General features: G+C 36.0%; 26 protein-coding genes, 2 tRNA genes and 2 pseudogenes (1 of these 30 running past the window's edge). 24 read left to right on the top strand and 6 right to left on the bottom strand.

All coding sequences use genetic code 11. The features are described from left to right. From MKX69_RS08160 to MKX69_RS08120, 9 genes are all read left to right on the top strand, one after another. A tRNA-Gln gene (locus MKX69_RS08160) sits at positions 1-30 on the top strand; it begins 42 nt to the left of the window's first position. A gap of 17 nt (positions 31-47) precedes the next feature. After that, positions 48-132 (top strand) — tRNA-Leu (locus MKX69_RS08155). A 254-nt stretch (positions 133-386) separates the two neighbouring features. After that, positions 387-1,262, top strand: a complete 876-nt coding sequence (locus MKX69_RS08150; RefSeq protein ID WP_025478811.1) for a PRD domain-containing protein — start codon at positions 387-389, stop codon at positions 1,260-1,262. 103 nt (positions 1,263-1,365) lie between these two features. Then, entirely contained in the window at positions 1,366-2,130 is a 765-nt protein-coding gene (locus MKX69_RS08145; RefSeq protein WP_341009729.1) for a carbohydrate deacetylase, read from the top strand. Then, entirely contained in the window at positions 2,117-3,559 is a 1,443-nt protein-coding gene (locus MKX69_RS08140; protein WP_341009727.1) for a PTS transporter subunit EIIC, read from the top strand. The genes MKX69_RS08145 and MKX69_RS08140 overlap by 14 nt, the downstream gene beginning before the upstream one ends. Positions 3,560-3,572: 13 nt before the next feature. Beyond that, complete coding sequence (locus MKX69_RS08135) at positions 3,573-4,901, top strand: family 4 glycosyl hydrolase (RefSeq protein WP_445666852.1); 1,329 nt, start codon at positions 3,573-3,575, stop codon at positions 4,899-4,901. A 12-nt stretch (positions 4,902-4,913) separates the two neighbouring features. Beyond that, a complete protein-coding gene (locus tag MKX69_RS08130; protein ID WP_002288815.1) occupies positions 4,914-5,372 on the top strand; it encodes a PTS glucose transporter subunit IIA in 459 nt (152 codons plus the stop codon). A gap of 291 nt (positions 5,373-5,663) precedes the next feature. Continuing rightward, entirely contained in the window at positions 5,664-6,965 is a 1,302-nt protein-coding gene (locus MKX69_RS08125) for a PTS sugar transporter subunit IIC (protein WP_002318967.1), read from the top strand. 26 nt (positions 6,966-6,991) lie between these two features. Beyond that, positions 6,992-7,252 (top strand): diacylglycerol kinase, encoded by a 261-nt coding sequence (locus MKX69_RS08120; protein ID WP_341009721.1) that lies wholly within the window; start codon positions 6,992-6,994, stop codon positions 7,250-7,252. A gap of 998 nt (positions 7,253-8,250) precedes the next feature. On the opposite strand, the pseudogene MKX69_RS08115 reads toward MKX69_RS08120, so the two are convergent. Continuing rightward, positions 8,251-9,486 (bottom strand): annotated as a pseudogene (locus tag MKX69_RS08115) (glycosyltransferase). Between the two features lie 574 nt (positions 9,487-10,060). Between MKX69_RS08115 and MKX69_RS08110 the strand changes: the two are divergent. Further along, positions 10,061-10,888 carry a helix-turn-helix domain-containing protein gene (locus MKX69_RS08110; protein WP_002288821.1) on the top strand — a complete coding sequence of 276 codons (828 nt, stop codon included), beginning with the start codon at positions 10,061-10,063 and terminating at the stop codon, positions 10,886-10,888. Between the two features lie 272 nt (positions 10,889-11,160). On the opposite strand, the gene MKX69_RS08105 is transcribed toward MKX69_RS08110, so the two are convergent. After that, entirely contained in the window at positions 11,161-11,931 is a 771-nt protein-coding gene (locus tag MKX69_RS08105) for a DeoR/GlpR family DNA-binding transcription regulator (RefSeq protein ID WP_002288823.1), read from the bottom strand. Between the two features lie 217 nt (positions 11,932-12,148). Here MKX69_RS08105 and ulaG point away from each other — a divergent pair, with 217 nt between their 5' ends. The 8 genes from ulaG (at position 12,149) to MKX69_RS08065 (ending at position 18,426) form a co-directional block, all read left to right on the top strand. Continuing rightward, positions 12,149-13,216 (top strand): L-ascorbate 6-phosphate lactonase, encoded by a 1,068-nt coding sequence (ulaG, locus tag MKX69_RS08100; RefSeq protein WP_341009718.1) that lies wholly within the window; start codon positions 12,149-12,151, stop codon positions 13,214-13,216. A gap of 17 nt (positions 13,217-13,233) precedes the next feature. Continuing rightward, positions 13,234-13,695, top strand: coding sequence for a PTS sugar transporter subunit IIA (locus MKX69_RS08095; protein ID WP_002307029.1), 462 nt, complete (start codon positions 13,234-13,236; stop codon positions 13,693-13,695). A 19-nt stretch (positions 13,696-13,714) separates the two neighbouring features. After that, positions 13,715-15,199: a PTS ascorbate transporter subunit IIC gene (locus tag MKX69_RS08090; protein WP_341009715.1), complete on the top strand. Its 1,485-nt coding sequence runs from the start codon at positions 13,715-13,717 to the stop codon at positions 15,197-15,199. Between the two features lie 42 nt (positions 15,200-15,241). Then, entirely contained in the window at positions 15,242-15,541 is a 300-nt protein-coding gene (locus tag MKX69_RS08085; protein ID WP_002299656.1) for a PTS sugar transporter subunit IIB, read from the top strand. Between the two features lie 14 nt (positions 15,542-15,555). Beyond that, positions 15,556-16,194, top strand: coding sequence for a 3-keto-L-gulonate-6-phosphate decarboxylase UlaD (locus MKX69_RS08080; protein WP_341009712.1), 639 nt, complete (start codon positions 15,556-15,558; stop codon positions 16,192-16,194). A 4-nt stretch (positions 16,195-16,198) separates the two neighbouring features. Continuing rightward, on the top strand, positions 16,199-17,059 hold the full coding sequence (locus MKX69_RS08075) for an L-ribulose-5-phosphate 3-epimerase (RefSeq protein WP_341009710.1): 861 nt from the start codon (positions 16,199-16,201) through the stop codon (positions 17,057-17,059). After that, a complete protein-coding gene (locus MKX69_RS08070; protein WP_341009708.1) occupies positions 17,049-17,759 on the top strand; it encodes an L-ribulose-5-phosphate 4-epimerase in 711 nt (236 codons plus the stop codon). The genes MKX69_RS08075 and MKX69_RS08070 overlap by 11 nt, the downstream gene beginning before the upstream one ends. Before the next feature lie 232 nt (positions 17,760-17,991). Beyond that, a complete protein-coding gene (locus MKX69_RS08065) occupies positions 17,992-18,426 on the top strand; it encodes a GNAT family N-acetyltransferase (RefSeq protein ID WP_341009706.1) in 435 nt (144 codons plus the stop codon). A gap of 96 nt (positions 18,427-18,522) precedes the next feature. Here MKX69_RS08065 and MKX69_RS08060 read toward each other — a convergent pair. The 4 genes and pseudogenes from MKX69_RS08060 to MKX69_RS08045 all read right to left on the bottom strand — a co-directional run bounded on the left by MKX69_RS08060 (position 18,523) and on the right by MKX69_RS08045 (position 20,324). Beyond that, positions 18,523-18,823: pseudogene (locus MKX69_RS08060) on the bottom strand (hypothetical protein). A 55-nt stretch (positions 18,824-18,878) separates the two neighbouring features. Continuing rightward, a complete protein-coding gene (locus tag MKX69_RS08055) occupies positions 18,879-19,064 on the bottom strand; it encodes a hypothetical protein (RefSeq protein ID WP_341009704.1) in 186 nt (61 codons plus the stop codon). A gap of 28 nt (positions 19,065-19,092) precedes the next feature. Continuing rightward, positions 19,093-19,287: a hypothetical protein gene (locus tag MKX69_RS08050; RefSeq protein WP_002289063.1), complete on the bottom strand. Its 195-nt coding sequence runs from the start codon at positions 19,285-19,287 to the stop codon at positions 19,093-19,095. A 77-nt stretch (positions 19,288-19,364) separates the two neighbouring features. Beyond that, positions 19,365-20,324, bottom strand: coding sequence for an IS30 family transposase (locus MKX69_RS08045; RefSeq protein WP_000222573.1), 960 nt, complete (start codon positions 20,322-20,324; stop codon positions 19,365-19,367). 170 nt (positions 20,325-20,494) lie between these two features. On the opposite strand from MKX69_RS08045, the gene MKX69_RS08040 reads away from it, so the two are divergent. From MKX69_RS08040 to MKX69_RS08015, 6 genes are all read left to right on the top strand, one after another. Further along, the gene (locus tag MKX69_RS08040) at positions 20,495-21,787 is read left to right on the top strand and encodes an ISL3-like element IS1251 family transposase (protein WP_000122610.1); all 1,293 of its coding nucleotides are present in this window, start codon (positions 20,495-20,497) and stop codon (positions 21,785-21,787) included. A 252-nt stretch (positions 21,788-22,039) separates the two neighbouring features. Then, on the top strand, positions 22,040-22,933 hold the full coding sequence (locus MKX69_RS08035; RefSeq protein ID WP_341009701.1) for an IS30 family transposase: 894 nt from the start codon (positions 22,040-22,042) through the stop codon (positions 22,931-22,933). A 172-nt stretch (positions 22,934-23,105) separates the two neighbouring features. Beyond that, entirely contained in the window at positions 23,106-23,564 is a 459-nt protein-coding gene (locus tag MKX69_RS08030) for a PTS sugar transporter subunit IIA (RefSeq protein WP_341009699.1), read from the top strand. Positions 23,565-23,576: 12 nt separating this feature from the next. Then, positions 23,577-23,876 carry a PTS sugar transporter subunit IIB gene (locus MKX69_RS08025; RefSeq protein WP_002288285.1) on the top strand — a complete coding sequence of 100 codons (300 nt, stop codon included), beginning with the start codon at positions 23,577-23,579 and terminating at the stop codon, positions 23,874-23,876. A 72-nt stretch (positions 23,877-23,948) separates the two neighbouring features. Further along, complete coding sequence (locus tag MKX69_RS08020; protein WP_341009697.1) at positions 23,949-25,310, top strand: PTS galactitol transporter subunit IIC; 1,362 nt, start codon at positions 23,949-23,951, stop codon at positions 25,308-25,310. 21 nt (positions 25,311-25,331) lie between these two features. Next, the gene (locus MKX69_RS08015) at positions 25,332-25,592 is read left to right on the top strand and encodes a hypothetical protein (RefSeq protein WP_002288318.1); all 261 of its coding nucleotides are present in this window, start codon (positions 25,332-25,334) and stop codon (positions 25,590-25,592) included. Positions 25,593-25,604: the final 12 nt, after the last annotated feature.

Genomic DNA, 25,604 nt, shown 5'->3' with positions numbered 1-25,604 from the left:
CATGCGTTGGTTCGAATCCAGCTACCCCAGTTATTATTTTTAAATTTGCCGGCGTGGCGGAATTGGCAGACGCGCTGGACTCAAAATCCAGTGTCCGTTGAGGACGTGCCGGTTCGACCCCGGCCGCCGGTATAATTATCAATATAGCAACTTTCTTATAGAGAGTTGCTATATTTTTTTTGTTTTTATGTAATTACCTCCAAATCAATTCGATACAAGTATTATCATAAAACGAGTAAAAAAGATATTGATAACGCTTTTATTATGTGTTAAACTATTTTTGTAAATTATGTAGGGTGCTACTATTCAATTAGGCACGACCTAAGAAAGGGTTCTTTCTTAGGTCGTTTTTTGTCTTTAAAAATTGTTTGGAGACAAAAATATGTATGAAGGAGTCTGCAAGTTGTTTTGTTTTATCATATAGAGGAGGTGAATTAACGGTGTATGTGATGAAAAAGCTGAATCATAATGCTGTATTGATCGATGACGATGGAATAGAAAAAATTGCGATGGGGAAAGGGATTGGCTTTTCTGCTAAAGTGAGTAAGCCATTTGATGTTGAGGATGCTGACAAATTATTTGTATTAGATTCTAAAGAAAAGATCAAACGATTCAGTGAGATAGTCTCGCAGATTCCAATCGAATTTATGGATTTTGCGGAAGAAGTGATTGAACTGATAACAGCTAGGATCTCCTCTCCATTAGATTCAAATATCTATATTACATTGACAGATCATATTTATTTTGCTATTCAACGAAAAAGAGAAGATAGAGATGTCACAGCAATTATGTTGCCAGAAATGAGATTCCTTTATCCAAATGAATATGATATAGCAATAGAAGTGGTCGAGCGAATCAATCATCGATATCAAACCGAGTTAGGGTCAAATGAAGTAGGATTCATCACTATGCATATCATTAATGCTGAGCTAGGAGAGCCTAATAGTTTAAAGAGCTTAAAAATAGTAGAAATGACGACCACGATTTTGTCCCATCTAGAAAAATCCTATTCAAACGTTTATGATAAAGAATCACTGACTTATCATCGCTTAATGGTTCATATCAAATTCCTGGTTAAACGCTTGATTTATCAGGAAGAAACGCCAGTAGAAAATATTGGTTTTTTTACTGAAACATTTAAACATAGCAAAGCGTATTGTACAGCACTAAAGATTAAAGATATCATCGAACAGCCATTTCAACTTGCCATTCAAGAAAATGAAATCATCTATTTGGCAATTCATCTAGCACGAATCTATTAAAATAAGGGCGTAACTATCTATAGGCGCAACCAAATGACACATAGTAAATGGACTATGATTATTTGGTTGCGCCTATTTTAGTAGAAAAAAGAAGGAGAATGAAATGGGAAAAGTGATTTTTAATTCGGATGATTTTGGCTATAGCCATGGTGTGAATTATGGGATTATGGATGCTTATCAGCGAGGAATTTTGACATCAACTACATTGATGGCAAATATGCCGGGTTTCGAGCACGCTGTGAAACTAAGAAAGGAAATGCCTAGGCTAGGTGTAGGAGTCCATTTAACATTGACGTGTGGCAAACCACTTCTCAAAACTGTCGATACTCTTATCGAAAGCGGAGAGTTCAGATCCTTATCTTATTATCAGCATCCATTTAACATTGACAAAGATCAACTGTATCAGGAATGGAATGCTCAGATTCAAAAAATTTATCATGCGGGGATCATACCAACTCATTTAGACAGTCATCATCATACTCATACTTTGGATGAAAATCAGGAGGTAGTTGTTACATTAGCAAAAAAATATGATTTGCCGGTTCGGAGCAACTTTGAACGAAAAGATGAAGTTCGTCATGTCGATTATTTTGAGCCTTGTTTCGATGTCGTAGGAGAAACTGATGAAAAAAAACGACAAATCAATACGAGTGTGGAAGAATATTTGGCAAGTTTACTCATGATATTGAGAGAAGATAAAACGATCGAAGTCATGTGTCACGCAGCGTATTTGGATCAGGAATTGTTAAATGGTTCAAGTTTTGTGTATCCTCGTACCCACCAAGTCGAATTTTTAATTCATTCAGCATTTTCTCAAAAATTGAAAAATGATTCTTTGATTGAGTTAGTAACATATGAGGATATTTAATAGAGGAGGAATAAAAATGAATGTTAAATCAAATGTGCAGAAACTTGGAAGAGCGATGCTACTTCCAGTTGCAGCGATGCCATTTGTGGGATTGATCATGCGTTTATCAGCTGATGATATGCTGAGCATCCCAGTAATCGGTGCAGCTGGAAATGCCGTTTTTGGAAACTTGGATATCTTATTTGCTATAGGAGTTGCAATCGGTTTTGTCAAAAATAAGGACAAAGGAATACCTGCACTTACTGGTTTTTTAGCGATTGCTACCTTGAAAAAAGGCTTAGAAATTATGGACCCAGAAGTGAATATGGGGATTTTTGGTGGAATTATTTCCGGTTTAGTAGCGGCATGGACGTATAATCGCTTTAAAGAACAAAAATTACCAGTAGTTTTTTCTTATTTTGCGGGCGAAAAATTCCCATTGACTATGGTGATGATTCTACAAACAATCGCAGCTGTTTTTTTGGGCTTTATCTGGCCGCTCATCCAAATTGGGATTGATAATTTTGCAAAACTGCTCGTTGATATGGGGGCATTAGGTGTGGGGATATTTATGTTTTTGAATCGTTTGCTGATCCCCTTTGGACTGCACCATGTGTTGAATACGTATATTTATTACGATTTAGGAAGCTATACATCTCCTAGCAAGGAAGTTTTCAGAGGAGAGATGACACGCTTTATCAACGGAGATCCTCAGGCTGGACTGTTTTTATCAGGTTTTTTTGTAGTAATGATGTTTGGTATACCAGCTATATGTCTAGCTATCTATAAAGCAGCTTATAAAGAAAATAAAGAGATGGTCAAAGGAATCATGGGAAGCGGTGCAGGAACTTCATTTATTGCAAATATCACTGAGCCTGTTGAATTTAGTTTCATGTTTCTTTCTCCTATGTTGTACGTGATCCATGCACTTTTTGCCGGTTTAGCAGGGATTGTCTGTTACTTATTCAATATACGAATTGGTTTTACATTCGGAGCATGTATTGTTGATTATCTCATCAATTTTCGAATCGCTACCAATGCTATTTTGATTCTTCCAATCGGAATTTTCTTTTTTGCCTTGTATTACGTTACTTTTTATTATTTGATCAATAAGAGAAACATTCAGACATTAGGACGTGAAGCTAAGGCAGAGTTTGGCAATGAAGTAACCTTAGAAGAAACAGAGTTAGGGTTAGCAAGTAAAAATTATGAATATATGGCAACAAAAATGCTACAAGCGTTTGGAGGAAAAGCCAATATCCTGGATGTCTATAGTTGTAATACACGCCTACGGGTAGAGGTAGTGGATCCCACCATGGTCGAGGAACAGCGAATCAAGCAATTAGGGATAAGCGGGATCATTAAACCAACTGAAAAAAATTATCAAATTATCATCGGCTTAGAAGTGACTTATGTTATGGCAGAATTCAATAAATTATTAGAAGAATAGAAAGGAAAAGATGATGATGAAAAAACAGATTATCACTATAGCTGGAGGCGGGAGTACGTATACACCAGGAATCGTTCAAGCCATTTTGAACAATGAAAAACGGTTGCCATTATCTGAAATACGTTTATATGATATTGATGAAGAAAGAAATATGGATATGTACTTGATTGTTAAATTTATGCTGAAAAGAAAAGGTTTTTCAAATATTCGCATTCGTGCAACGGATGATCCAAAGCTTGCTTTTACAGGATGCGATTTTGTTTTCTCACAAATTCGTGTTGGAGGATTGGAGATGCGAGAAAAGGACGAAAAGATTCCACTTAAACATGGATTAGTAGGACAAGAAACGTGTGGACTCGGAGGATTTACTTATGGGATGCGCTCAATCAAAGGTTTATTGGAAATTGTCGATCATATACAAGACTATGCCCCCAAAGCATGGATTTTGAATTATACAAATCCAGAGTCGATCGTTTCTGAAGCTGTTCGTCGTAAATATCCGAATGTAAAAATGATTAATGCCTGTGATATGACTATTTCAATTGAAGAAACGATTGCAGTGAATTACGGTTATGATCGTAAGAATTGGATCGTTACGTATTATGGTTTAAACCACTTTGGCTGGTATACATCGATTTATGATAAAGAATTGCAACGAGAAATTATGCCAGAGATTATTGAAAAACTAATAACAAAAGAAATGCAAGTCGCCGATTTTAATATAGGAGACAAAACTTGGCAAAAAACCTTTCAAATGATGTCGGTCATCACGAAAAATTTTCCAAGTAATATCCCGAATAATTACTTAGAGTATTACTTATATCCTGATATGGTCGTTGAGCATACTGACAAAGAGTATACACGTGCTAATATGGTCATGGATGGACGAGAGAAAAATACCAAAGAAATGGCTGATAAAATACGCCGCGGTATTGTGGAAGAAGTATTGAACTTTAATTTTGGGGAGCATGGACAATATATCGTCGATATAGCTATTTCCTTGTTGAATGATGATCGTCGTCGCTTTATGCTAATCGTTCCTAATCAAGGGGCGATTCCGAATCTACGGTCAGATGCAGTTGTTGAAATACCGGCATATGTTGGTGCAACTGGTGTGGAGCCAATTACACTAAGAAAACCAATCAGTGATTTTCATAAAGGATTGATGGAGGCACAAGTTGCAGCAGAGAAGTTACTAGTAGATGCTTACTTTGAAGGTTCTTATCAAAAAGCTTTACAAGCATTTACATTGAATCAAACCGTACCAAATGCCAGAGTCGCAAAAAAAATACTAGATGAAATGATCAAAGTAAACAAAAAATATTGGCCAGCATTAAAGTAGAGGTGATAAAAAGTGCATTTCTTTAAAACAAGAAACATTCTAAAAGCTGTAGCTAGTGGTCAAATTATTCCATTAACAGCAGTAAAAGACGAGGTCTTTTCTTCAAAAATGATAGGAGTTGGATACGCTATAACGAATCATGATGGATATATCCATGCGCCAGTTAAAGGAATAATCGATAATATATTTCCTACCCGACATGCCATAACGATCGAAAGTGAATCTGGCAGAAAAATACTGATCCATATGGGTTTAGATACGGTTGAACTCGAAGGAAGTCCGTTTCAGATACGGGTTGAAAGTAACCAGGAGGTAAAAGAAGGGACACTGTTAGCTATTATAGATTTGAAGAAGTTGGAGCAAGCACAAAAAGATACGGTGATCATTGTAGTTTCTCCAGGCATTTTTGAAGGAAATTTATTAAAACAAAACCAAGAAGTAAAGATTAAAGATAGTTGTTTTGAATTTTAGTGTACGATGAAAAAAGTTAAATAGGGTGATATTTATGGGTGAATTTACAAAATTTTTTTGAAATGATATGTTTCAATCACTAGATTTAATCATTTTGATTTTTGTTAATTATCGAATTTTTTTGTTGCTCCTATGATTTAGAAAACTTATTTTCAGGATTCTTAAAAATAAATTTGATTATTTAAGAGAATATATTGAAATAAAATTTCTTAATTATATAATTAGTTATGAACATTCTTTGCGTTGTCATGCAATGAATGGTTCATATTTTATTGAAAAGGAGTGGTTTTAGTGGAAAAGCTGATGAAATGGGTCGAAGAGAAACTTGTCCCACCAATGGCAAAAATTGGTACACAGCGTCATTTATTAGCAATTCGTAATGGGGTTGTTTCAACATTGTCATTGATTTTGATTGGGACATTTTTTATGGTCTTTATCAATTTACCGTTTCCTGGATGGAATGAATTTATTGCCCCTTATTCGGCAACGATTGTTTTACCCTTTAGGATGACGATGGGATTGATGGCTATTTATGCAACTTTTGTTATGGGTTCGGATCTAGCTAAATCATATGGATTAGATAGTGTGACAGGTGGTATATTATCTTTAGGAACGTTCTTTATGTTACAAGTTCCTGTAAACGTTTTAACTCCTGAAGAGGCACCTCTTGGCTGGGTCTTACCTATGAGTTCTTTGGGAGCATCTGGGATGTTTGCGGGGATCTTATCTATGATTTTTGCAGTGGAAGTATATCGTTTCTTTAAAAATCGAAATATTACTATCAAAATGCCAGAACAAGTGCCACCTGCTGTTGCCCGTAGTTTTGAGGCATTGATTCCAGGTGCAGTCATTTTAACAATTACTTGGCTGATTCGAAGCGTCGCGGGCTTTGATGTAAACGCTGCCTTATTATCGTTATTCGAGCCTTTAACCAATATTTTAGGGAATAATTTGCTTGGTGTTTTACTACCAATGTTTTTGATCCATTTGTTGTGGTCATTTGGTATCCATGGCATGAGTATTGTAGGGGCTGTTGTTCGTCCAATGTGGCTGATCATGTTGGATGAGAATGCAAAGGCATTGGCAGATGGTACAGCTGCCACCCAATTACCCTATATCGCTCCTGAACAGTTTTATCAATGGACGGTAACAATTGGTGGTGCAGGAGCGACGATCGTGGTATCTGTTTTGTTTATATTCTTCTGTAAATCAAAATTCTTGAAAGAGGTTGGTCGTTTTTCTATTATTCCTGGTATCTTCAATATCAATGAGCCCATGATTTTTGGAGCTCCTATGATGTTGAATCCTTACATGTTCATCCCGTTTAACTTAGTTCCTTTAGTTTTGACTATTATCAGTTATTTTGCAGTCAAATTAGAAATGGTCAATAGATTTACTGTTTTGCCAACATGGACATTACCAGCTCCAATCGGCGGTTATCTTTCAGCAGGAAATGACTGGCGTGTTGTTATCTTGATCATGATCAACACATTGATAGCATTTATTATCTATTATCCATTTGTAAAAGCTTATGATAAAAAGATGCTGTCAGATGAACAAAGTCGTGGAGAAAACGAAGTCCAAACTGTCTAAGTTTGGTTTTTAGAAGGTGGGAAACAATGTATTGGCTGATTTTATTTTTTGTTTTTATCTTTTTATTAACGGCTAGTCACCTTATATTGAATATGCTAGCTACATATCATATTCAAATCAATCGATGGATTTGGGCACTGGCATCATTTTTGATCGTGATTCTTCCAAAGATCATTGTACCGCATATGAATGTTTTGTTTTCATGGGGGACATATGTACTTTGTGAAATTTTTGCTATCAATTTTATGATCGAGCAGCATAGGTGGTTTGTCACATCGAAGCTTTAAATGTTCTAAAAGTGGTTGTGACAGAAGTGGTTAGCTTCAAGAAATAAGAAGAAATTTACGAAAATTGCTTCTTAAATTTTTGTGAAATTTTGGCTTATTTTTCGTTTGGTTGAACTTATTACCGCAGATGCAAGCTTTTGACCACCGTTTATTCGGAATATGGGACTGTGACAAGACTTTTGTCACAGCCCTTTTTTACATAAAGATTATTATTGTTTTAACTGTTTTGGCAGAAAGAAGGAGGCAAAAATGAAAATTTTATCAGCAATGGATTTAGAATTAGTAGATCTACTACCAAAGTGATCAAGTCAAATATAGATTTGGGAGCTTACAACCATATAGTAGGGGCTGCAGTATGGTGTATGAATGGTAATATGTATGATGAGAGTGTTTATTCAAATCATGAAACGTGTATAGAAATAATTGCGCTGGGAATAGCAATCAGTCATGGTGAACGTGACTTTTAGTGTATCGTTGCTGACGACATAGAACATTCTGACATGATCTACTCAATATGTGGGGATTGCTGGCAGTTTATATAGGAGTATGCATCGGATTGCGAGATCATTGTCTCAACAGAAGAGGGAGGTTGATTATCAAAGATAAAGTGGTAAATCCTACATTTGATTTAGTAATTGTTGAGGGGACTAGCGGCACAAATCTCTACAAAGCGATGCTTCTAGATCTATATGACACATTTTAAGAAAATGTATTTGCCTAATTATTATGGTCTTTCTTTTGAAGAAACGTTGAGATGATCCAACCAGAGAAAGGTGTCAAAGAATTTGACTAAGAATAAATGGCAGACGCTACCTATGCTCATTTGGATAGCGTCAGATCTTTTATTTTAAGGATGATTTTGTGTTTTTTAGACACCGTAATTTAAGTAACTCTAACTTTTCAATCCACTATTTACTTTTTTTGTATTTTCACTGTCGGGGTCTCGAATAGCGAAATTACTGATGAGTCTCTATTAAAAAAGCTTTTTCTACTTGAAACTATATTGGGTGGTTGCTCAGGAAGGTTTCGATTTCTTGAATTGCTTGTTGTGGACCATTTATTGGAAAAACGGCTTGCAGCGTGCGTGCCTGCTGACGAATCTTGGGTGAAGAAACTTCGCGCAGAGCAATCTACAGTTTTCTTTCAGTCACTGGTTTTGTGAGGGCGATTGCGTTTCCGTATTTTACACAATAGTCAATATTACAGCTTTGCTCAAATTGCATCCCCACACCGATAAACGGTTTGCCGGATTCACAGGCAGTTTGGACGGTCCCTTCCCCGCCGTGGATAAAAGAAAAATCAATGAATTCATGCAAAAGATGACTAGACAGATATTCTGTTATTAAAAGATCTTCTGAGTCAGATTGAATGTCATCAAGCAGATAGTCAATAGGTGCAATAACCGCTAGATCCGGTTGTTTTTGTAAGAAGAACAAAATTTTGCGTAACATACGCGGATTGCCTGAACTACCCATTGCGAAATAGATAATACGTTTTCTTTCTTGTTGCTTTCGCTGTATAAAAGTTAGCACTTCTCCAGGCAAGGAAGTACTGAGCTTAGCAAAAATTGGACCAACGATTCGATAATTTTCCGGCAACTGTTCTTCTTCCAAAAATAGTTTAGGCGTTGTGATGAGATTTAGATCAGCATCCATCATTTGTAAACTTGTTTTTGGTAAAGGAAGCATTTCTCTTTGTGCAGCGTGTTTGAAGGCATTGGGGATCCATCGGGTATTTACTATACGCTTTTTTGTCCAGTGCCAAAGGGGATTGCTTAAAGGGCCGAAGAAACGTAACTCGTGGGGCATCAGCGCATGCTCTGATTGAAAAAAAGGTTCACTCAAAACATAGGGTTTAACATATACTAAAGGAATCTTTTTACTGCGGGCCGATAAAAAAATTGTCACATTCGAACCTGTTACAATCAGTCGAGGCTCAAACTTAGCAATCAGACTCTGTTCACTAGTGATACGAGAGGCAACCATTTCTTTGGTAAAAGGGTTTTTAAGTGTACGCAACTGGTCAAATTTTATGATTTGTTCTTCTTGTTTTTTCGTAAGGGTCGGCGCTAGTAAATGATACTCAAAGCCACTTTCTGTGATCAAAGGAGCAAAAGTTTTAGAAAAGCCAAAAAATACACAGTAATAACGGTCTTTCATAGCTTTGGTAACCTCAATCATTCGTGTTGTCTCAGCTAAATTGAATACTGCAGGAGCAAAAAGAATTGTCTTCATGAAATCCTCCTTATTGGAATGAGTCTATCCCTTCGTTTCTTACTAGTATACTAAAAAACACAGCGTTCGAGTAGCCTATGTATATTTTGAATATTAAACTGTCTCTCGCTGTTTTCACAACTTCTAAATTTAAATTTTGTAATCAAGTTGAAACTCCAATTTTCAAAAAAACACGCAACAATTTTTTGATCGATTTATATGTTGTGCCAGATAAATACGAGAAGTTGTGTCATTAAAAATAAACATGATGATTGAGAACATAAAAAAATAAAATAATTATATTAATTGATAGGTGTGCTGTCGTCATTATACACACGTAAGAAAGAAATAGTTATGTTTAAAAATATTCTTAGACTTTCTCGCCATGACAATTTTCACTATGTGTTATAACTGTAAACGATAATTATTCAGATAACACAAAAAGAAATCAAGGAGCAGATACGCCAGTTGTTTAATTTGAATATTATTTTAAAATTAAAATTTTTATTCTGTTCTAAACATTTTTGGTTGTTTAGAACTTTTTTTTGTGTATGATATAAAGGAGAAATAATTTTTTAAAGGGAAGGAAATTGTTTTGATTAAAGTAGATGGAGCATTACTAAAAGAATACCGAAAGAAAAAGGGGTTAACACAAGTACAATTAGCAGAAGGCATTTGTGAACAAGCAACTGTCAGCAATATCGAAAACAAGAATATGTCGCCAGGCATCAATATCTTAAGTGCGCTTTGCAAAAAGCTGAATGTCGAGATCTCCGATATATTAGTAGAAACAGAAGAAGACAAAATCAGGAAAAAAATAAATGAGATTCAATCATTGAATTCTGTATCAAAATACCAAGAATCTTATAAAATTTTACAAACGATCGATCAGGAAAAAGTAAGTAATTCTGATCTTTTAAATCAAATTTTATTTTATCAAGGACTGCTTGATCATCTTTATGCGAAAAAACCAGATGCAGCATTATTTTATTTTAATCAAGTGTTGGAACAAACGACCGAAACAGATATCCATCACTTACAAGCAGCTGCAAACGTGGCAATGATCTACTTGTCAAAAGGAGAATTAGATTTTGCGAAAGTTTATGTGGAGCGTACACTTAAAATATTGAGTGAGACTGATTTTGATAATCTGATGGTCTGCATTGTATATTATGATATCGCCACCTATTACCGTAAAATCGAGGATTATGATAAAGCAATCCAATTATGTGAGAAGGGTATTGAGTATAATAAGAAACATAAATCGACTTATGCATTGGAATACTTGCTTTATGAAATTGCTTCTTGCCATAAGCAATTAGGAGAAGACGATTATTTAGAAAGATATATGGACGCAAAAAAAATAGCGCGTTTCAACGGAAATGATTACGCGGTAAAGGTGATTGAAAACGACCTGAAATAAAGTGGTTGTGAAATCAGTGTTCTGATTTGAATACCGTTTATTCGAAAAAAAGAGGTGTGACTTTTGTCATACCTCCTTTTTTCGATATTGTTTGATTCCTATTTAGGCAACATATAACGGTTATAAAAGAAGCAATAGATTATGATGGTATCGATTGGATGGATACATCTTGGGATTCCTTTATCAATTTGAGCGTAGCGTATTTTTCATTTATCGATAAATTTGTTATTCATTTTTTTGATAATCCTATTTACATATTTACGTCCTGGTTCTTAAAATGAATCTACTTGAATGGTTTTTATCCCCGTATTTCTGATCTCCTCTAATACTTTTTCAGAGCAAAATTTATCAGTGATCAAATAATCAAAGACTGAAATATCAGCAATCTTGAACTTTGATGTCAGTCCGATTTTTCGATGATCAGCGACTAAAATCTTACATTTGATTGTCTTGTTGACCATCATTTCGTTGATCGTTGATTCATTTAATATCTTTGTTGTGACCCCATGTACTACATCGACTCCACTACAGCCAATGATACAAATGTCTGCATTGACTGAAGAAATCGTATTTAATGCGATGTCGCCCACTAGTGCTTCTTTTGGAAAGCGCATCTCTCCACCAGTTAAAATATAACTACAATTATCTTTGTGCGGAGAGTAATTGATTTTCACGTTGTTTGTAATGACTGTCAAATGGTTAGATTGAAGAAAATCCAGTGTTTTCAACGCAGTCGAGCTAGAATTGATAAACAGCGTATCATAATCGTTAATGTATTTACTAGCTTCTCTGGCAATCGCTTGTTTAATCCTTTCAGGACCAGATTGATCAAAATCAGTCTGGTTTTTGTAATTATAAGAACAATAACCGTAATTGCGTATGATCTCGTTTTTTTCTTCTAATAAATTTAAATCTCTTCGTATCGTACTAATAGATACATCAAGGGATTCAGCTAATTCGAAAGTTGATAGTTGTTCAGTCTGCTGAAGCAGTTCCAAAATTTCTTTTTGACGTTTTTCAATATTGACAAGTGAGTTTTTCATGACTTTTGCCTCCTGAGGGACATCTTGATCCATGGATTTATTTGACTAGTTGTTCATTTAAACATTCATATCTGTCTTTATTATACTGAAACAATCATTGATTGCTGAAAGAAAATCATATAAAAAATAAACGGTCATATAAAAGGGTTCTCATGGATGCTGATACACATTAATATTTACTTGTAAGTTGGAACAACGATATGGGGGGAGCAAGCAAATGAGTAAAACTGTCAATGAAGTAACAAAAGAAAAGTGGTTAGTAGAAACATTTCCTGAGTGGGGCACATACTTGAATGAAGAAATCGAAACAGAAGTAGTGGATCCTGGAACTTTTGCTATGTGGTGGCTAGGCTGTACGGGAATTTGGCTGAAAAGTCATGAAGGAACGAATATTTTATGTGATCTATGGTGTGGGACGGGAAAACGTAGTCATGGGAATGGCATGATGAAAAAAGGCCATCAGATGATGCGTATGAGTGGCGTTCAAAATATGCAGCCTAATTTACGTACTCAGCCTTTCGTAATCGATCCTTTTGCGATAAAAAATGTAGACGCTTTAATCGTTACACATATCCATTCCGATCATCTAGATATCCATACAGCCGCAGCAGTTCATCAAAATTGTCCTGAAGCAACATTCATTGGGCCAAAAGAAGTGGTTCGCACGTGGCAAAAATGGGGGATCCCTGAAGAAAAAACGATTATCGTGAAACCAGGTGATGCAGTCAAAATCAAAGACATCAATGTAGTAGCTTTAGAAGCGTTTGATCGGACAGCATTGGTCACTTGTGAAGATCCAGAAGAGGTATTAAAAGGAAAAATGCCTCAGGAGATGGATCAAATTGCAGTAAACTATTTATTCGAAACATCAGGAGGGAATCTTTATCATGCAGGAGATTCACATTACTCCAATTTATTTGCCAAACATGGTAATGAACACAAAATCGATGTCTGTTTAGGGGCCTATGGTGAAAATCCACGCGGTATAACAGACAAAGTTACTTCTGTTGATATGCTGCGCATGGCGGAGTCATTGAACGCAAAAGTAGTGATTCCTGTCCACTACGATATTTGGTCTAATTTTATGGCTGATCCAAAAGAGATCACTGAAATTTGGAAATTCAAAAAGGATCGCCTGAAGTATGGATTTAAACCTTATATCTGGCAAGTAGGCGGGAAATTCATCTATCCGACAAACAAAGATGATCTTGAGTTTAATTTTTATCGAGGATTTGAAGATGTCTTCTCGATTGAAAATGATACACCGTTTCCGTCGTTTTTATAAGAAAGAAGGGGAGTTTCTTGCTGAAATACTTTTTTGACCATCAATTGATTCATTACCCAGATAAAGAAATCACGGATTGGCGTGAAGCTATCGCCGAAAGCTGTCTTGTATTGATCGATAAGGAAATTATTGATGAAACGTATGTGGAGGAGATCATCCATTGTGTAGAAAAATATGGGCCTTATATTGTGATTGCACCTCAAGTAGCCATGCCACATTCTTCAGAAAAAAGTGATGGTGTTTTTGGAACAGCTATTTCATTTACCAAGTTGAAACAGCCAGTCCGTTTTGAAAGTGAAGATGAGAATGAGGAGAAAACGGCTAGTTTGTTTTTTACACTCGCAGCAAAAGATCCAGAAGAACATCTAGAAAATATCCAAAAATTATCCGAATTATTAATGACAGATGGATTGGTTGAGCGTCTCATCTCTACGAACTCCATCGATGACTACCAAGTTGTGATGGCGGAATATAATTAATTGATAGAGGAGAAAAAAGATGGGGGAATTTTTGTTAAGCATTTGGACGTATTTTGCAACAAATATCTTGACGCAGCCAGCGTACCTGATTGGTTTTATCGTGTTATTAGGCTATATTTTGCTGAAACGCCCGCTTCATGAATGCATCGCTGGATTCTTAAAGGCAACGGTCGGTTACTTTATTTTGACTGTTGGCTCTGGTGGTTTGGTCAATAATTTTCGGCCAATCTTGGTTGGACTAAAGGAACGGTTCAATTTGGATGCCATGGTTACAGATCCTTATTTTGGACAAAATGCTGTGGATGCTGGATTAATGGAGACATTTGGCCGTACCTTTGGAGATGTGATGATTTTATTACTGATTGCATTTGTTTTAAATATCTTATTAGTCCGTTTTCAGAAATATACGAAACTGCGTTCCGTTTTCACTACCGGAAACGTTCAGGTTCAACAAGCAGCTACCGCTTTTTGGATTTTACTGTTTTGCTTTCCTGATCTAGGTAGGATACAAGTATTGATTTTTATGGGACTGATTTTAGGTTGTTATTGGGCAGTAGCTTCTAACTTAACAGTAGGAATCACGCAGGAATTGACAGAAGGTGCCGGATTTGCAGTGGCACATCAGCAAATGTTCGGAATCTTTATATTTGCAAAATTAGCTGAGTGGATGAAAAAGCGGGATGAAAAGAAAAATAGATCAATCAAGCAAGACAAAAAAATCGAAGATATCAAATTACCAGGATTCTTGTCGATTTTCAATGAGAATATGGTTGCTAATTCGTTACTCATGCTATTTTTCTTTGGGATCATTCTGATTGTACTAGGCAAAGATTATTTGATTCAAGCGCAATTCATGCAAGAAGGGCAGAGTTTCTTATTCTACATTATGACGACTTCTTTAAATTTTGCGGTATATCTGGCGATCTTGCAATTAGGTGTTCGGACATTCGTCGATGAACTAACTCAATCTTTCCAAGGAATCTCAAACACGATTTTACCAGGAGCTGTTCCAGGAATTGACGTAGCTGCTACTTTTGGCTTTGGTTCGCCAAATGCTGTAACGATTGGGTTCTTGTTTGGTGCTTTGGGACAGTTTTTGATGATTGGTTTACTGATTTTATTGAAATCACCAACGATCGTCATAGCCGGTTTCATTCCGTTGTTCTTTGATAATGCCGTTATAGCAGTTTATGCCAATAACCGAGGTGGATTCAAAGCCGCTTGCCTGTTCCCGTTTCTTTCAGGAATCATACAAGTAGGCGGTTCAGCATTATTCGCTACATGGATTGGGATGTCAACATATGGTGGTTATATCGGGATGTTCGACTGGGCAACAGCTTGGCCATTGTTTACAGTAATCATGAAAGTCCTAGGTTATGCTGGAATTGCCGTAGTTGTCATTGGTTTATTGGCTATTCCGCAGTTACAATATCGGAAAAATCCTGAGGGTTATTTTTTGATTGTAGAAGACTATGACACATATGCAGAAAAGCAGAGAGTATAAAAGAAAATCTGATTAGACAACACTCATAATGGAGGGATTAAGATGAGAATTTTAGTATCGTGTGCAAATGGATCAGGAACAAGCTTGATGATGATGAGAAGTGTGGAAAAAGCAATGAAAGAACTAAACGTACCAATTACCAAAATCCATCATTGTGCCATTTCAGAGGGAAAAAGTTCAGCTGGCCAATACGATGTAGTTTTTACGCCAGTCAATTTTTTGAATATGTTTACTCAGGCAGAGAAAAAAGGAGTTACAGTTATCGGTATCAAAAATGTGATGTCAGCCAAAGAAATCAGTGAAAAATTTGCTGAAACAAAGTGGTACCAAAAAAACAAGTAAAGGAAGGAACTAAGATGAGCAGGCCGAATTTGCAAATTGCGTTAGATCACAATGACTTAGAACATGCATTAGGAGATGTTATGAAAGTTGGTGATGTAGTAGATATTATTGAAGTGGGCACAATTCTTTGCTTACAGGAAGGACAAAAAACGATTCGCTGTATTCGCAGTATGTTCCCAGATAAAAAACTAGTCGCTGATACGAAATGTGCAGACGCTGGAGGAACAGTGGCGAGTAATGTTGCAAAAGCAGGAGCAGACTGGATGACAGTCATTTGTTGTGCAACGATTCCAACTATGGAGGCAGCACAAAAAGAAATAGGTGAATTGCAAGTAGAACTCTACGGCAATTGGACTTTTGAACAAGCCATGGATTGGCATAACATCGGTATCCGGCAGGTAATCTACCATCAAAGCCGTGATGCGCTGTTATCTGGTGAAACTTGGGGTGAAAAAGATTTATCGAAGATCAAAAAACTGATTGAACTAGGCTTTAATGTTTCTGTAACTGGTGGATTAAATCCACACACATTACACTTATTTGAAGGGATCGATGTGTATACCTTTATCACTGGTCGTGGTATTACAGCAGCAAATGATCCGATGAAGGCCGCACAAAACTTCAAAGATGAGATCATTCGTATCTGGGGGTAAGGAAATGGCTCAAATTGGGATTTATGAAAAAGCGTTACCCAAAGATATTTCATGGAAAGAACGTTTTTCCCTTGTAAAAGAAATGGACTTCGATTTTATCGAGATGTCGATTGATGAGACGGATGAGCGGTTAGCACGATTAGATTGGTCTGAAGAAAAGATAGCTGAGCTGAGAGAAGAGATGTTCAGCTCCGGTGTACGTATCCATTCGATTTGTTTAAGTGCGCATCGGCGATTTCCGTTTGGTTCTGCTGATCCAGAAAAGAAAAAAGCAGCGAAACAACTAATGAAAAAAGCAATCCATTTGGCGCATAATCTAAGCGTCAAAGTAATCCAAATAGCTGGATACGATGTTTATTATGAAGAGAAATCAATGAATTCCAGAGAAGACTTTATCGAAGGAATAAAAGAAAGCGTAAAGGAATCTTCTAAATATGGCATCATTCTTTCCGTGGAAATCATGGATGATCCATTTATGAACTCCATTTCAAAATTTTTAGAAATCAAAGAACAGATTCATTCACCTTTTCTACAAGTATATCCAGACCTAGGCAATTTGTCCGCATGGTCGGAAAATAATCCGGCTCGAGAACTTGAGAAAGGGATCGATTATATCACTGCTATCCACTTAAAAGATACTTACCCTGTAACAAAAGAATATTCAGGCCAGTTTCGTGATGTTCCTTTTGGTAGCGGTTGTGTTGATTTTCTTGGATTATTAAGACATTTGAAACGTCTAGATTATGATGGAACATTTCTGATTGAAATGTGGAGTGAAAAAAGCCAAGACTTTCGAAGAGAAATCCAGCAGGCAAAAGACTACTTAAGTTCTAAATTGAAGGAGGCTGGCTATGATGTCTTGTGAAGAAAAAATTGCAGCAATGAAGCAACGTGTCCTTGAAGCAAATCTGGCATTGCCGCGATACGGATTAGTCAAATTGACTTGGGGCAATGTGAGTGAAGTGGACCGTGAGCTAGGAGTCATCATCATTAAGCCAAGCGGTGTCAGATATGAATGCATGCAAGCAGATCAAATGGTGGTAACAGATTTGTCGGGAAATATAATAGAAGAAGACAGCTTAAAACCATCTTCAGATCTCCCCACACATGTTGTTTTGTATCAAACTTTTGAAGATATAACTGCTATTACTCATACTCATTCCACGCACTCCGTCATGTGGGCGCAAGCAGGACGCGATTTGCCAGCTTATGGCACGACTCATGCTGATGCTTTTTATGGTAAGGTTCCTTGTACACGCCAATTAACGAAAGAAGAAGTAAGAGAAACTTACGAAGTTCATACAGGGAATGTGATTGTCGAGACGTTTAAGGAAAGAAAATTAGATCCAAACGAAGTCCCTGGAGTACTTGTCTATGGACATGGACCGTTCACATGGGGGGATTCACCTATGAAAGCAGTAGAAAACAGTTTGATCTTAGATGAAATTTGTCTGATGGCCAAAGAAAACGAGCTGATCAACCCCAATATATGTGAAATCCCGCAATATTTACTAGATAAACATTATTTTCGCAAACATGGAAAGTATGCATACTACGGGCAATAGAGATGCTAGGGTAAGGGTAGAAAATTAAAAGATAACACTTGATAGAGAGAAACAGAGGTTGTGAAGAAAATTTATCACAACCTTTTTTATTTATCAAAAAGGATGCATTCTAAAAGGAAAGAGGAATTTTAAGGAATCGAGAGAATCTTTACAGGAGAGTTATATGTGATAGATTAAATAGTTAAAGAATTGTATTATTAGAGGGAGAATTGTATAAGAAAGGAAGAAAAAAATGAATATTGATTCCCTTATGATCGATGAGATTTCTGAATTATATAAGAGCGTTGGTTGGACGAATTACACAAAAGACACTGCAAGGTTAGCTAGAGCATTTGAACAATCTGAATCTCTGATAAAGCGTAATGGGGAAGGGAAGATTATCGGAATCGTTCGTTGGATCACTGATTTTGCGACGATCGCATTTATTCAAGATATCCTCATTCATCCGAGGTATCAGCGCCAAGGAATAGGCAAAGTGCTTTTGAATGAAGCTTTGGAGAAGATCACTAGTTATGGACCAGTCCAAATCGAATTATTGACAGATGATACTGAGAAAAAAAAAAAATTTTATGAATCAGTAGGATTTGTTCAAGTAAAGGAAATGGGTGGTATTTCTTATGTCATAGATACTAGAAGAAAAAAGGTGCTTTTTGGTAATGACAAATAACATATAATAACGTACAAAAGAAAAAATTCTAGCTTAGTTCTTTAGAAAAACAAGAGGATAGACTTAGTATCACTCAATCTATCCTCCAATGCTCAGCTATTTTATTTTTTTACTCACCTCTTTATCAAATACAATTTTTTGCAAATTCGAACTAATATAAAAAATGAACACATGATTTTTTTTTTAAAGCAAATGCTATGCGATAATTTTTTTTATTAATTTTGACTTTCATCTCGTATATTCCTTTTGCCGAACGAGTACGCACTGGCTTTATACGAAAAAAATTATGCTCCAAATACTCTGTCACTTTGTGGGAAATTGCTTCTTTATACATGAAATGTTCTTCTTGTGGAAATTGCTTAAGTAGTTCACTATCAAATTCAACAGTATAATCCATGTTTTATTTCCTTTCTATACTGATACATTATAAAAATAAACAATTTTATAAGTCTCTATATTTCATGATGAATGACAAGTATATTTGATTCATCTTGATATAGCTCTACGAAATCTCCAATTCCAGGATACATATTGAAATAATCATATGGTATACAAACATTTATTTTTTTTTCAATTGTCAACACTGCGTCTTCTTCTTCTAATTCTATAATCTTAGCAATTTGTACGTCGCTTTTCATGTGTGATCTTCCTTTCTATACATTGGATTTACTTTTCGATGATATCTACAACAGCTTTGCCACAAGTCAGTTCTTTTTCTAGCTCGTTCTTTATTTTTATGGCACATGGTTTGGAAAAAGGAGCAGCTTCTTTCCATGAACCAAGTAAAGGATATTCGTTACTGATACCTTTCACATATTGTTTGTTTTTGACGCCTTTTGTTTTTACTTCTACATAATACATTTGATCCTCTTCTTTCGGCTCTATACTTTTTGATGTTGGTGGATGACACCAGCATCTTTTTTATTTTCTCTTAATTGTCAAATTAAGTTAGACAAATCATCAATACTTACGTAACTCAAAAATACTTCCAAAGGTGTTCGATAATTCAGTGATTTTCTAGGAATATTATTTCGTTTCGATGCGACAGATTGAATAAAAGATTCATCTACTGAATTGAAATCCATAGATTTCAATAAACCATCTCTACGTAACAATCCGTTAGAATTCTCGTTTAGGCCTCTTTGAGACGGCGTTCCTGGATCAGCGAAATAAATGGCAATATCATTGGCATTACTGATCTGTTTCCAATTTGAAAATTCCTTTCCACAATCAAAAGTGATGGATTTGAATAGATTTTTCGGTACAGATTCAAACCAATGATTTAATTTGTTTTCAATATCAATCGCTTGTCTACCACACGGTTTCAATGTGATGATAACTTTTGATAATCGCTCAACTAAGGTAATTACAGCACTTTTATGTTTCAAACCTACGATAGTGTCACCTTCAAGGTGACCAAACTCATTTGAGAATTGGCTATAATCTTTTTCACGTTCATGAATAGAGCGACGGAAAGCTTGTTTTCCACGTCTTTCTTGATGTCCATTTGGTTTACGCTTGCCTTTCATCGGTAAGTCAGAAGGATTAAATAGCCCCTTTTTGAACATACGATAAATGGTACGAGCAGAACAACGAATAGGAAACGCTGCACGACCAACAATCACATCGGGTGTCCATCCTTGAACAACCTTTCTTTGAATATATTCTGATTGTTCCTCAGGTAAAACAAGCGGGCGTCTACCACAGTTTGATTTGTTTTTCTTATACTGTTGATAGTACTCTAAGGCTGATTTTCCTTGCTTGAAGAACAGGTATACTTTATGGATCGTTTGTCTTGAACGATTCAAGCAATGCGCAGTTTTCGCAACAGATTGATTTATTTTGAAATAAGACTCTATCATTACAAGTTCATCCGTTGTAAGATGGGTATAGGTCATTTGTACTCACTCCTTATAATTCTTTGGACGGAACTATTTTGAGTGTAGCACAAATGACTTTTTTAGTTGTCTAGCTTAATTTTACAATCGGCGTTCCAAAACATATAGAAAAGACACCTTGAAATCCTTTAGAATTAATTTGGCGAACCAACCCAAAAGGAGGAATCAAGATGTCTTACACTCACCTTATCAAAGAAACATTAGATATTCTAGACTTATCAGTTACTTTTAACGAAAATTGTCTCACAAAAGAAAAATACAAAGGGCAAATCTGTCATATTTATCGTGGAAACTTGATTTATACAGCCCAAGAATGCATCCACTGTAAACACCAGATTGCTTCAGATATTGTGCGTTGGGGTACAACAACCGTCCGGTTGTTAATGAACGATGTTTCTGAATACCGTACCTACCTCGAATTGAAAAAGCAACGCTTCAAATGCAAAGCTTGTCAGCGGACCTTTGTCGCAGATACTTCTGTTGCGAAAAAACACTGTTTCATCAGTGAGAAAGTCCGCTGGTCTGTCGTGACTCGTCTGAAAAAAAATACCTCAATGACAGAGATCGCCGCTCAGAAAAATCTATCGGTCTCTTCTGTTTACCGTATTATGAAGCGATTTTATCGTCCGTTGAATCCTTTTCGGACACCGTTACCTAAGGTACTTTGTTTTGATGAATTCAAATCAGTTCGGGGTGTTTCAGGTGCTATGAGTTTCATCATGATGGATGGACAAACACAGCGCTTATTGGACATTGTCGAGAACCGACAACTGCCTTTTTTAAAACGTTATTTTAGTCATTTTTCACGAGAAATTCGTGAAGCGGTCGAATGGATCGTGATTGATATGTACGCTCCTTATGTATCGCTCGTTAAAAAGCTGTTTCCAAAAGCACAGCTGATTATTGACCGGTTTCACATCGTCCAACATATTGGTCGTACCTTTCGCAATCATCGAATCAAAGAAACGAACCAACTATTAAAAAGCAAAGAACAAAAACACTATCAATTAGGTAAGCAATTAAAAAGATACTGGAAACTTCTTCAAAAAGATGAACGCAAGCTTGATTATACTCGACGCCTTTGGCGACCTGGCTTCAAAGCTCATTTAACAGAGACCGATATTGTGGATCGCTTACTGAAAGGGAGCCCTGCTTTGCGTGTAGGCTATCAGTTATATCAAGACTTTCTTTACGCTGTAAAGGAACGAGACTACGTATCGTTTGAAGAACTACTTACCAATAATATCATGCTTCCCGAAGGCTATCAGACGACCTTGAGAACGTTCCAGAAATTTCTGCCACAAATCAAAAATGCTTTACAACAAAGTTATTCAAATGGCCCACTTGAATGTCTGAACAACCATATCAAAGTGTTAAAACGAAATGCATATGGCTTTCGTAGCTTTTATAATTTCAAATTGCGCATCATGATTCGTCATGGCAACGCATTGATTTTCAACTAAAAAAGATCAAGAGGAACTGATCCACTTGATCTCCAATTATTCTAAGATTTCTCTTTACCAACATCATTTGACAAAGAGCCCTTCTTTCTTGCTGTTTTTAGTTAATATTCAAATATATGTAAGTGAAAATGATTATGTATCTATATCTTTATGATACGCGAATTGTAAAATTAAGTTAGAAAAATAAAAAGGCATTTATGGTACACTCAAATTGTATTTCCGACGAAAGAAAACAAAGGAGTGTAACCATAAATGACCTACAAACATCTTACCATAGACGAACTGACAATGATAGAATCATATTATCTTCAACATAATAAGCCGGTTGAAATCGCTAACCGAATGGGACGTGCTATACAAACTATTTATAATGTAGTCAATAAGTTCAAGCAAGGTAAGACTGCTCTTGATTATTGGCACCAGTATAAAGAAAATAAGAAAAAATGTGGTAGAAAAGTCATTCAATTACCTGCTCATGAAGTAGATTACATTAAAGAGAAAGTCACTCTTGGTTGGACGCCTGACGTCATTATCGGGCGAAAAGAAAGACCTGTTTCATGCGGTATGAGAACACTTTATCGTTTATTTTCTAAAGGAATATTTGATATTGACACACTACCGATGAAAGGTAAAAGAAAACCCAATGGCCATCAGGAAAAACGGGGAAAACAACAGTATCAGCGCTCAATCCATGATCGACCTGATAATTATCCTGATTTCAATTTAGTTGAAAGATTATCTAAAGTCATTATCACGATTAAACCCAACGGCCGTAAGGCATTAGATATTGAAACTGCCCTTAATCAATGGTTTTCTCGCTTCCCTAAAAACTTCTTTAAATCTATTACGTTTGACTGTGGAAAAGAATTTTCTAACTGGAAAGCCATTAGTAACCAACATGATATTGATATATATTTTGCGGACCCTGGAACACCTTCTCAACGCCCATTAAACGAGAATTCTAACGGGATTCTGCGTCGTAATGGACTGCCGAAATCAATGGATTTTAGAGAAGTGAATCAGACATTTATTTCCAGTGTCAGCAATCAACGTAATCATATTCCAAGAAAATCATTGAATTACAGAACACCAATCGAAATATTTTTGAGCTATGTACAAGAAGCATTTTATTCTAGCTTAATTTGACAAATCATATAGATAAACGATTTTATTTTCAAGTAGATCAAATTTAACAAAATAAATTTCTTTTGAAAGCGTTTACAAAACAAACTAACAGAAATATAATGTTCTTGTAAAACAAATATGAACTTAGTAGAACAATAAATTAACAAACTTAATCAAAAAGGAGGAAGTTGGAATGAAATATAAAGAGATGTTCGTTCCTAGTTTGATTCAATTAGCGGTAGAAGTAAAAAATAAAGAAGAAGCTTTTTTAATCGCTGCACAACGATTAGAAAAAATGGGGTACGTCAATGAGAATTATTTGAATGGACTGATTGCAAGAGAAAGAGAATTTCCTACTGGATTGATTACTAAGTATTTAAATATCGCGCTGCCACATTCGGAATGTGAATATGTCGAAAAGCCATTTGTTTTTGTTATGCAGCTGAAGATCCCAATTTATTTTTATCAAATGGGGGATAATCAGGAAATGACTGTAGAAAATCTATTTTTTTTAGGAATCAAAGAACCAAAAGAACAAGTAGGATTACTTCAAGCGTTTATGAATTTATTCATGGATGAAACATTCGTGGAAAATTATAAGAAACAAGAAACACCGCAAAACATATACGAACTTATTACAAATTATATTTAGGAGGAAGAAAAAATGAAAAATCGGCTAATTGTCGCATGTGGAAGTGGAGTAGCAACGAGTCAGACAATCGCTAGTAAGATCCAAAGTATGTTAGAGGATGACGGCATCGCATTTCCTGTAGAAGCAGTTGATTACAAATCGATTCAAAATGAGCTTCTAACTGCTGGAATCTATGTGTATGTCGCACAACCTGATGAGGAAGTACTTGAACAAGCAAAAGATTTGGGTATTGAAGTATTTCCAGGAATTCCATTTTTAACTGGAATGGGTGTAGAACCTATTTATGACAGTATCAAAGAGTTAGTACAGTAAAGGAGGATTGTTGGATAAAAAAGTTGGTTCATAGTTTTATTTACTATATTTCGAAAGAAAGAAGGTTTATTTATGGAAGTTTTCCAAACCATTATCAATTATGTTTTGAACTTAGGATCAGCCATTTTTGTTCCCCTGATTATTTTGATACTTGGATTGTTGGCAGGGATGAAATTAAAAAAAGCATTCATGTCTGCTTTGACTTTAGGGATTGCTTTTAGCGGAATGTCTATGGTCATTGGCTATATGTCTAACGCAGTAAGTCCAGCATCAGAAGCATTAGCTAAAAATACGGGAATCAGTTTGCCTGCACTTGATCTTGGTTGGACAGGTGCAGCAAGCATCACATGGTCGTGGAGTTATGCTTTTATATTTTTTACAGTAACGATTGGGGTCAATTTTGTACTGTTACTTTTTAATTGGACGAAGACGTTAAATGTTGATATGTGGAATGTTTGGGGGAAAGCTTTAACTGCTTATTTAGTTTATTATGTTTCCGGTAGTTTGGCTGCAGGCTTTCTTACTGCAATGGTCCAAGTTATATTGGAATTAAAGCTTGGTGATATGTTTCAAAAACATATACAAGATCTCACAGGGATTCCATTAGTAACAGTGACTCATTTTATGACATCTGCCGCTGTCTTGTTGCTGCCTTTCAATATGATCATGGATAAAATTCCTGCTTTAAATAAACGAGCGGATACGAATGCATTGAAGAAGAAAATTGGGATCTTCTCTGAAAACTCTGTAATGGGATTCATTATTGGATTGGGGCTTGGCTTTGCTGCTGCGTATGGCGTTTCAGGTTCTCTTAATCTAGCGATCCAAACAGCTACAGCATTAAGTTTGTTTCCTATGATCTCTAAAATGTTCATGCAATCTTTGTCTCCTCTAGCAGACGCTATGTCAGAATTTATGAAAAAGCGGTTTAAGGATCGTGAAGTATATATCGGATTGGACTGGCCGATATTAGCTGGTCGTTCAGAAATTTGGGTTACTGCTATTTTACTTGTTCCTGTGTTTATTGGTTATGCCATTATTTTGCCAGGAAACCAAGTATTGCCATTAGCAGGGATTATCAACTATTCGATTGCGGTCGGCGGATTACTTTTAACAGGAGGAAACTTGGCTCGTATGCTGATCTTGGGAATCATCACTATGCCTATTTATTTGTACGGGGCCACTTACCTTGCGCCAATACTCAGTGATTTAGCAGAAAAAAGCGGAGCAGTCGAGGAAATCAAGAAAGGACAGTTGATCACATGGTCATCCATAGAAGGGCCGGAGTTCAGGGTTTTATTTGCGGAGGCATTTAATAGGAATATTCTCGCTATTGTAGGATGCGTGATTTTTCTAGGACTGTTTGTTCTACTTTATAAATATATGATAAAAGCGAAAGTACCGAGTGAACGTTATGCTGAACTACAAAAATAGCATTGAAATGGTGGAAAAGTAATGAAAAGAGAAGAGACAGATAAAATAAAATGGACAGTCGCTCTTTGTGGTACACTTCTGCTATTTTTATATGGACTCTTTACTCAGAATATCATCATCAATCTATTGGTCATTTTTTTCGCACTAGTGATCTATAAATATGGAAATCACGTTTTATTCAGAGAGTACGATGAAAAAAGAAAACGGAAAATAGAAGAATCAATGAAAATAAAAGAAGCTACCAAAGAAATATTGAGAGAAAAAAGTTTTATAAAAAGATAATGGAGGGGTCAT

This window comes from Enterococcus sp. FSL R5-0957, from assembly GCF_038008005.1.
In the GTDB taxonomy this organism is placed as follows: domain Bacteria; phylum Bacillota; class Bacilli; order Lactobacillales; family Enterococcaceae; genus Enterococcus_B; species Enterococcus_B faecium.
Note: the sequence above shows the minus strand (reverse complement) of the source record. Positions and strands in the feature narration are given on the sequence as shown.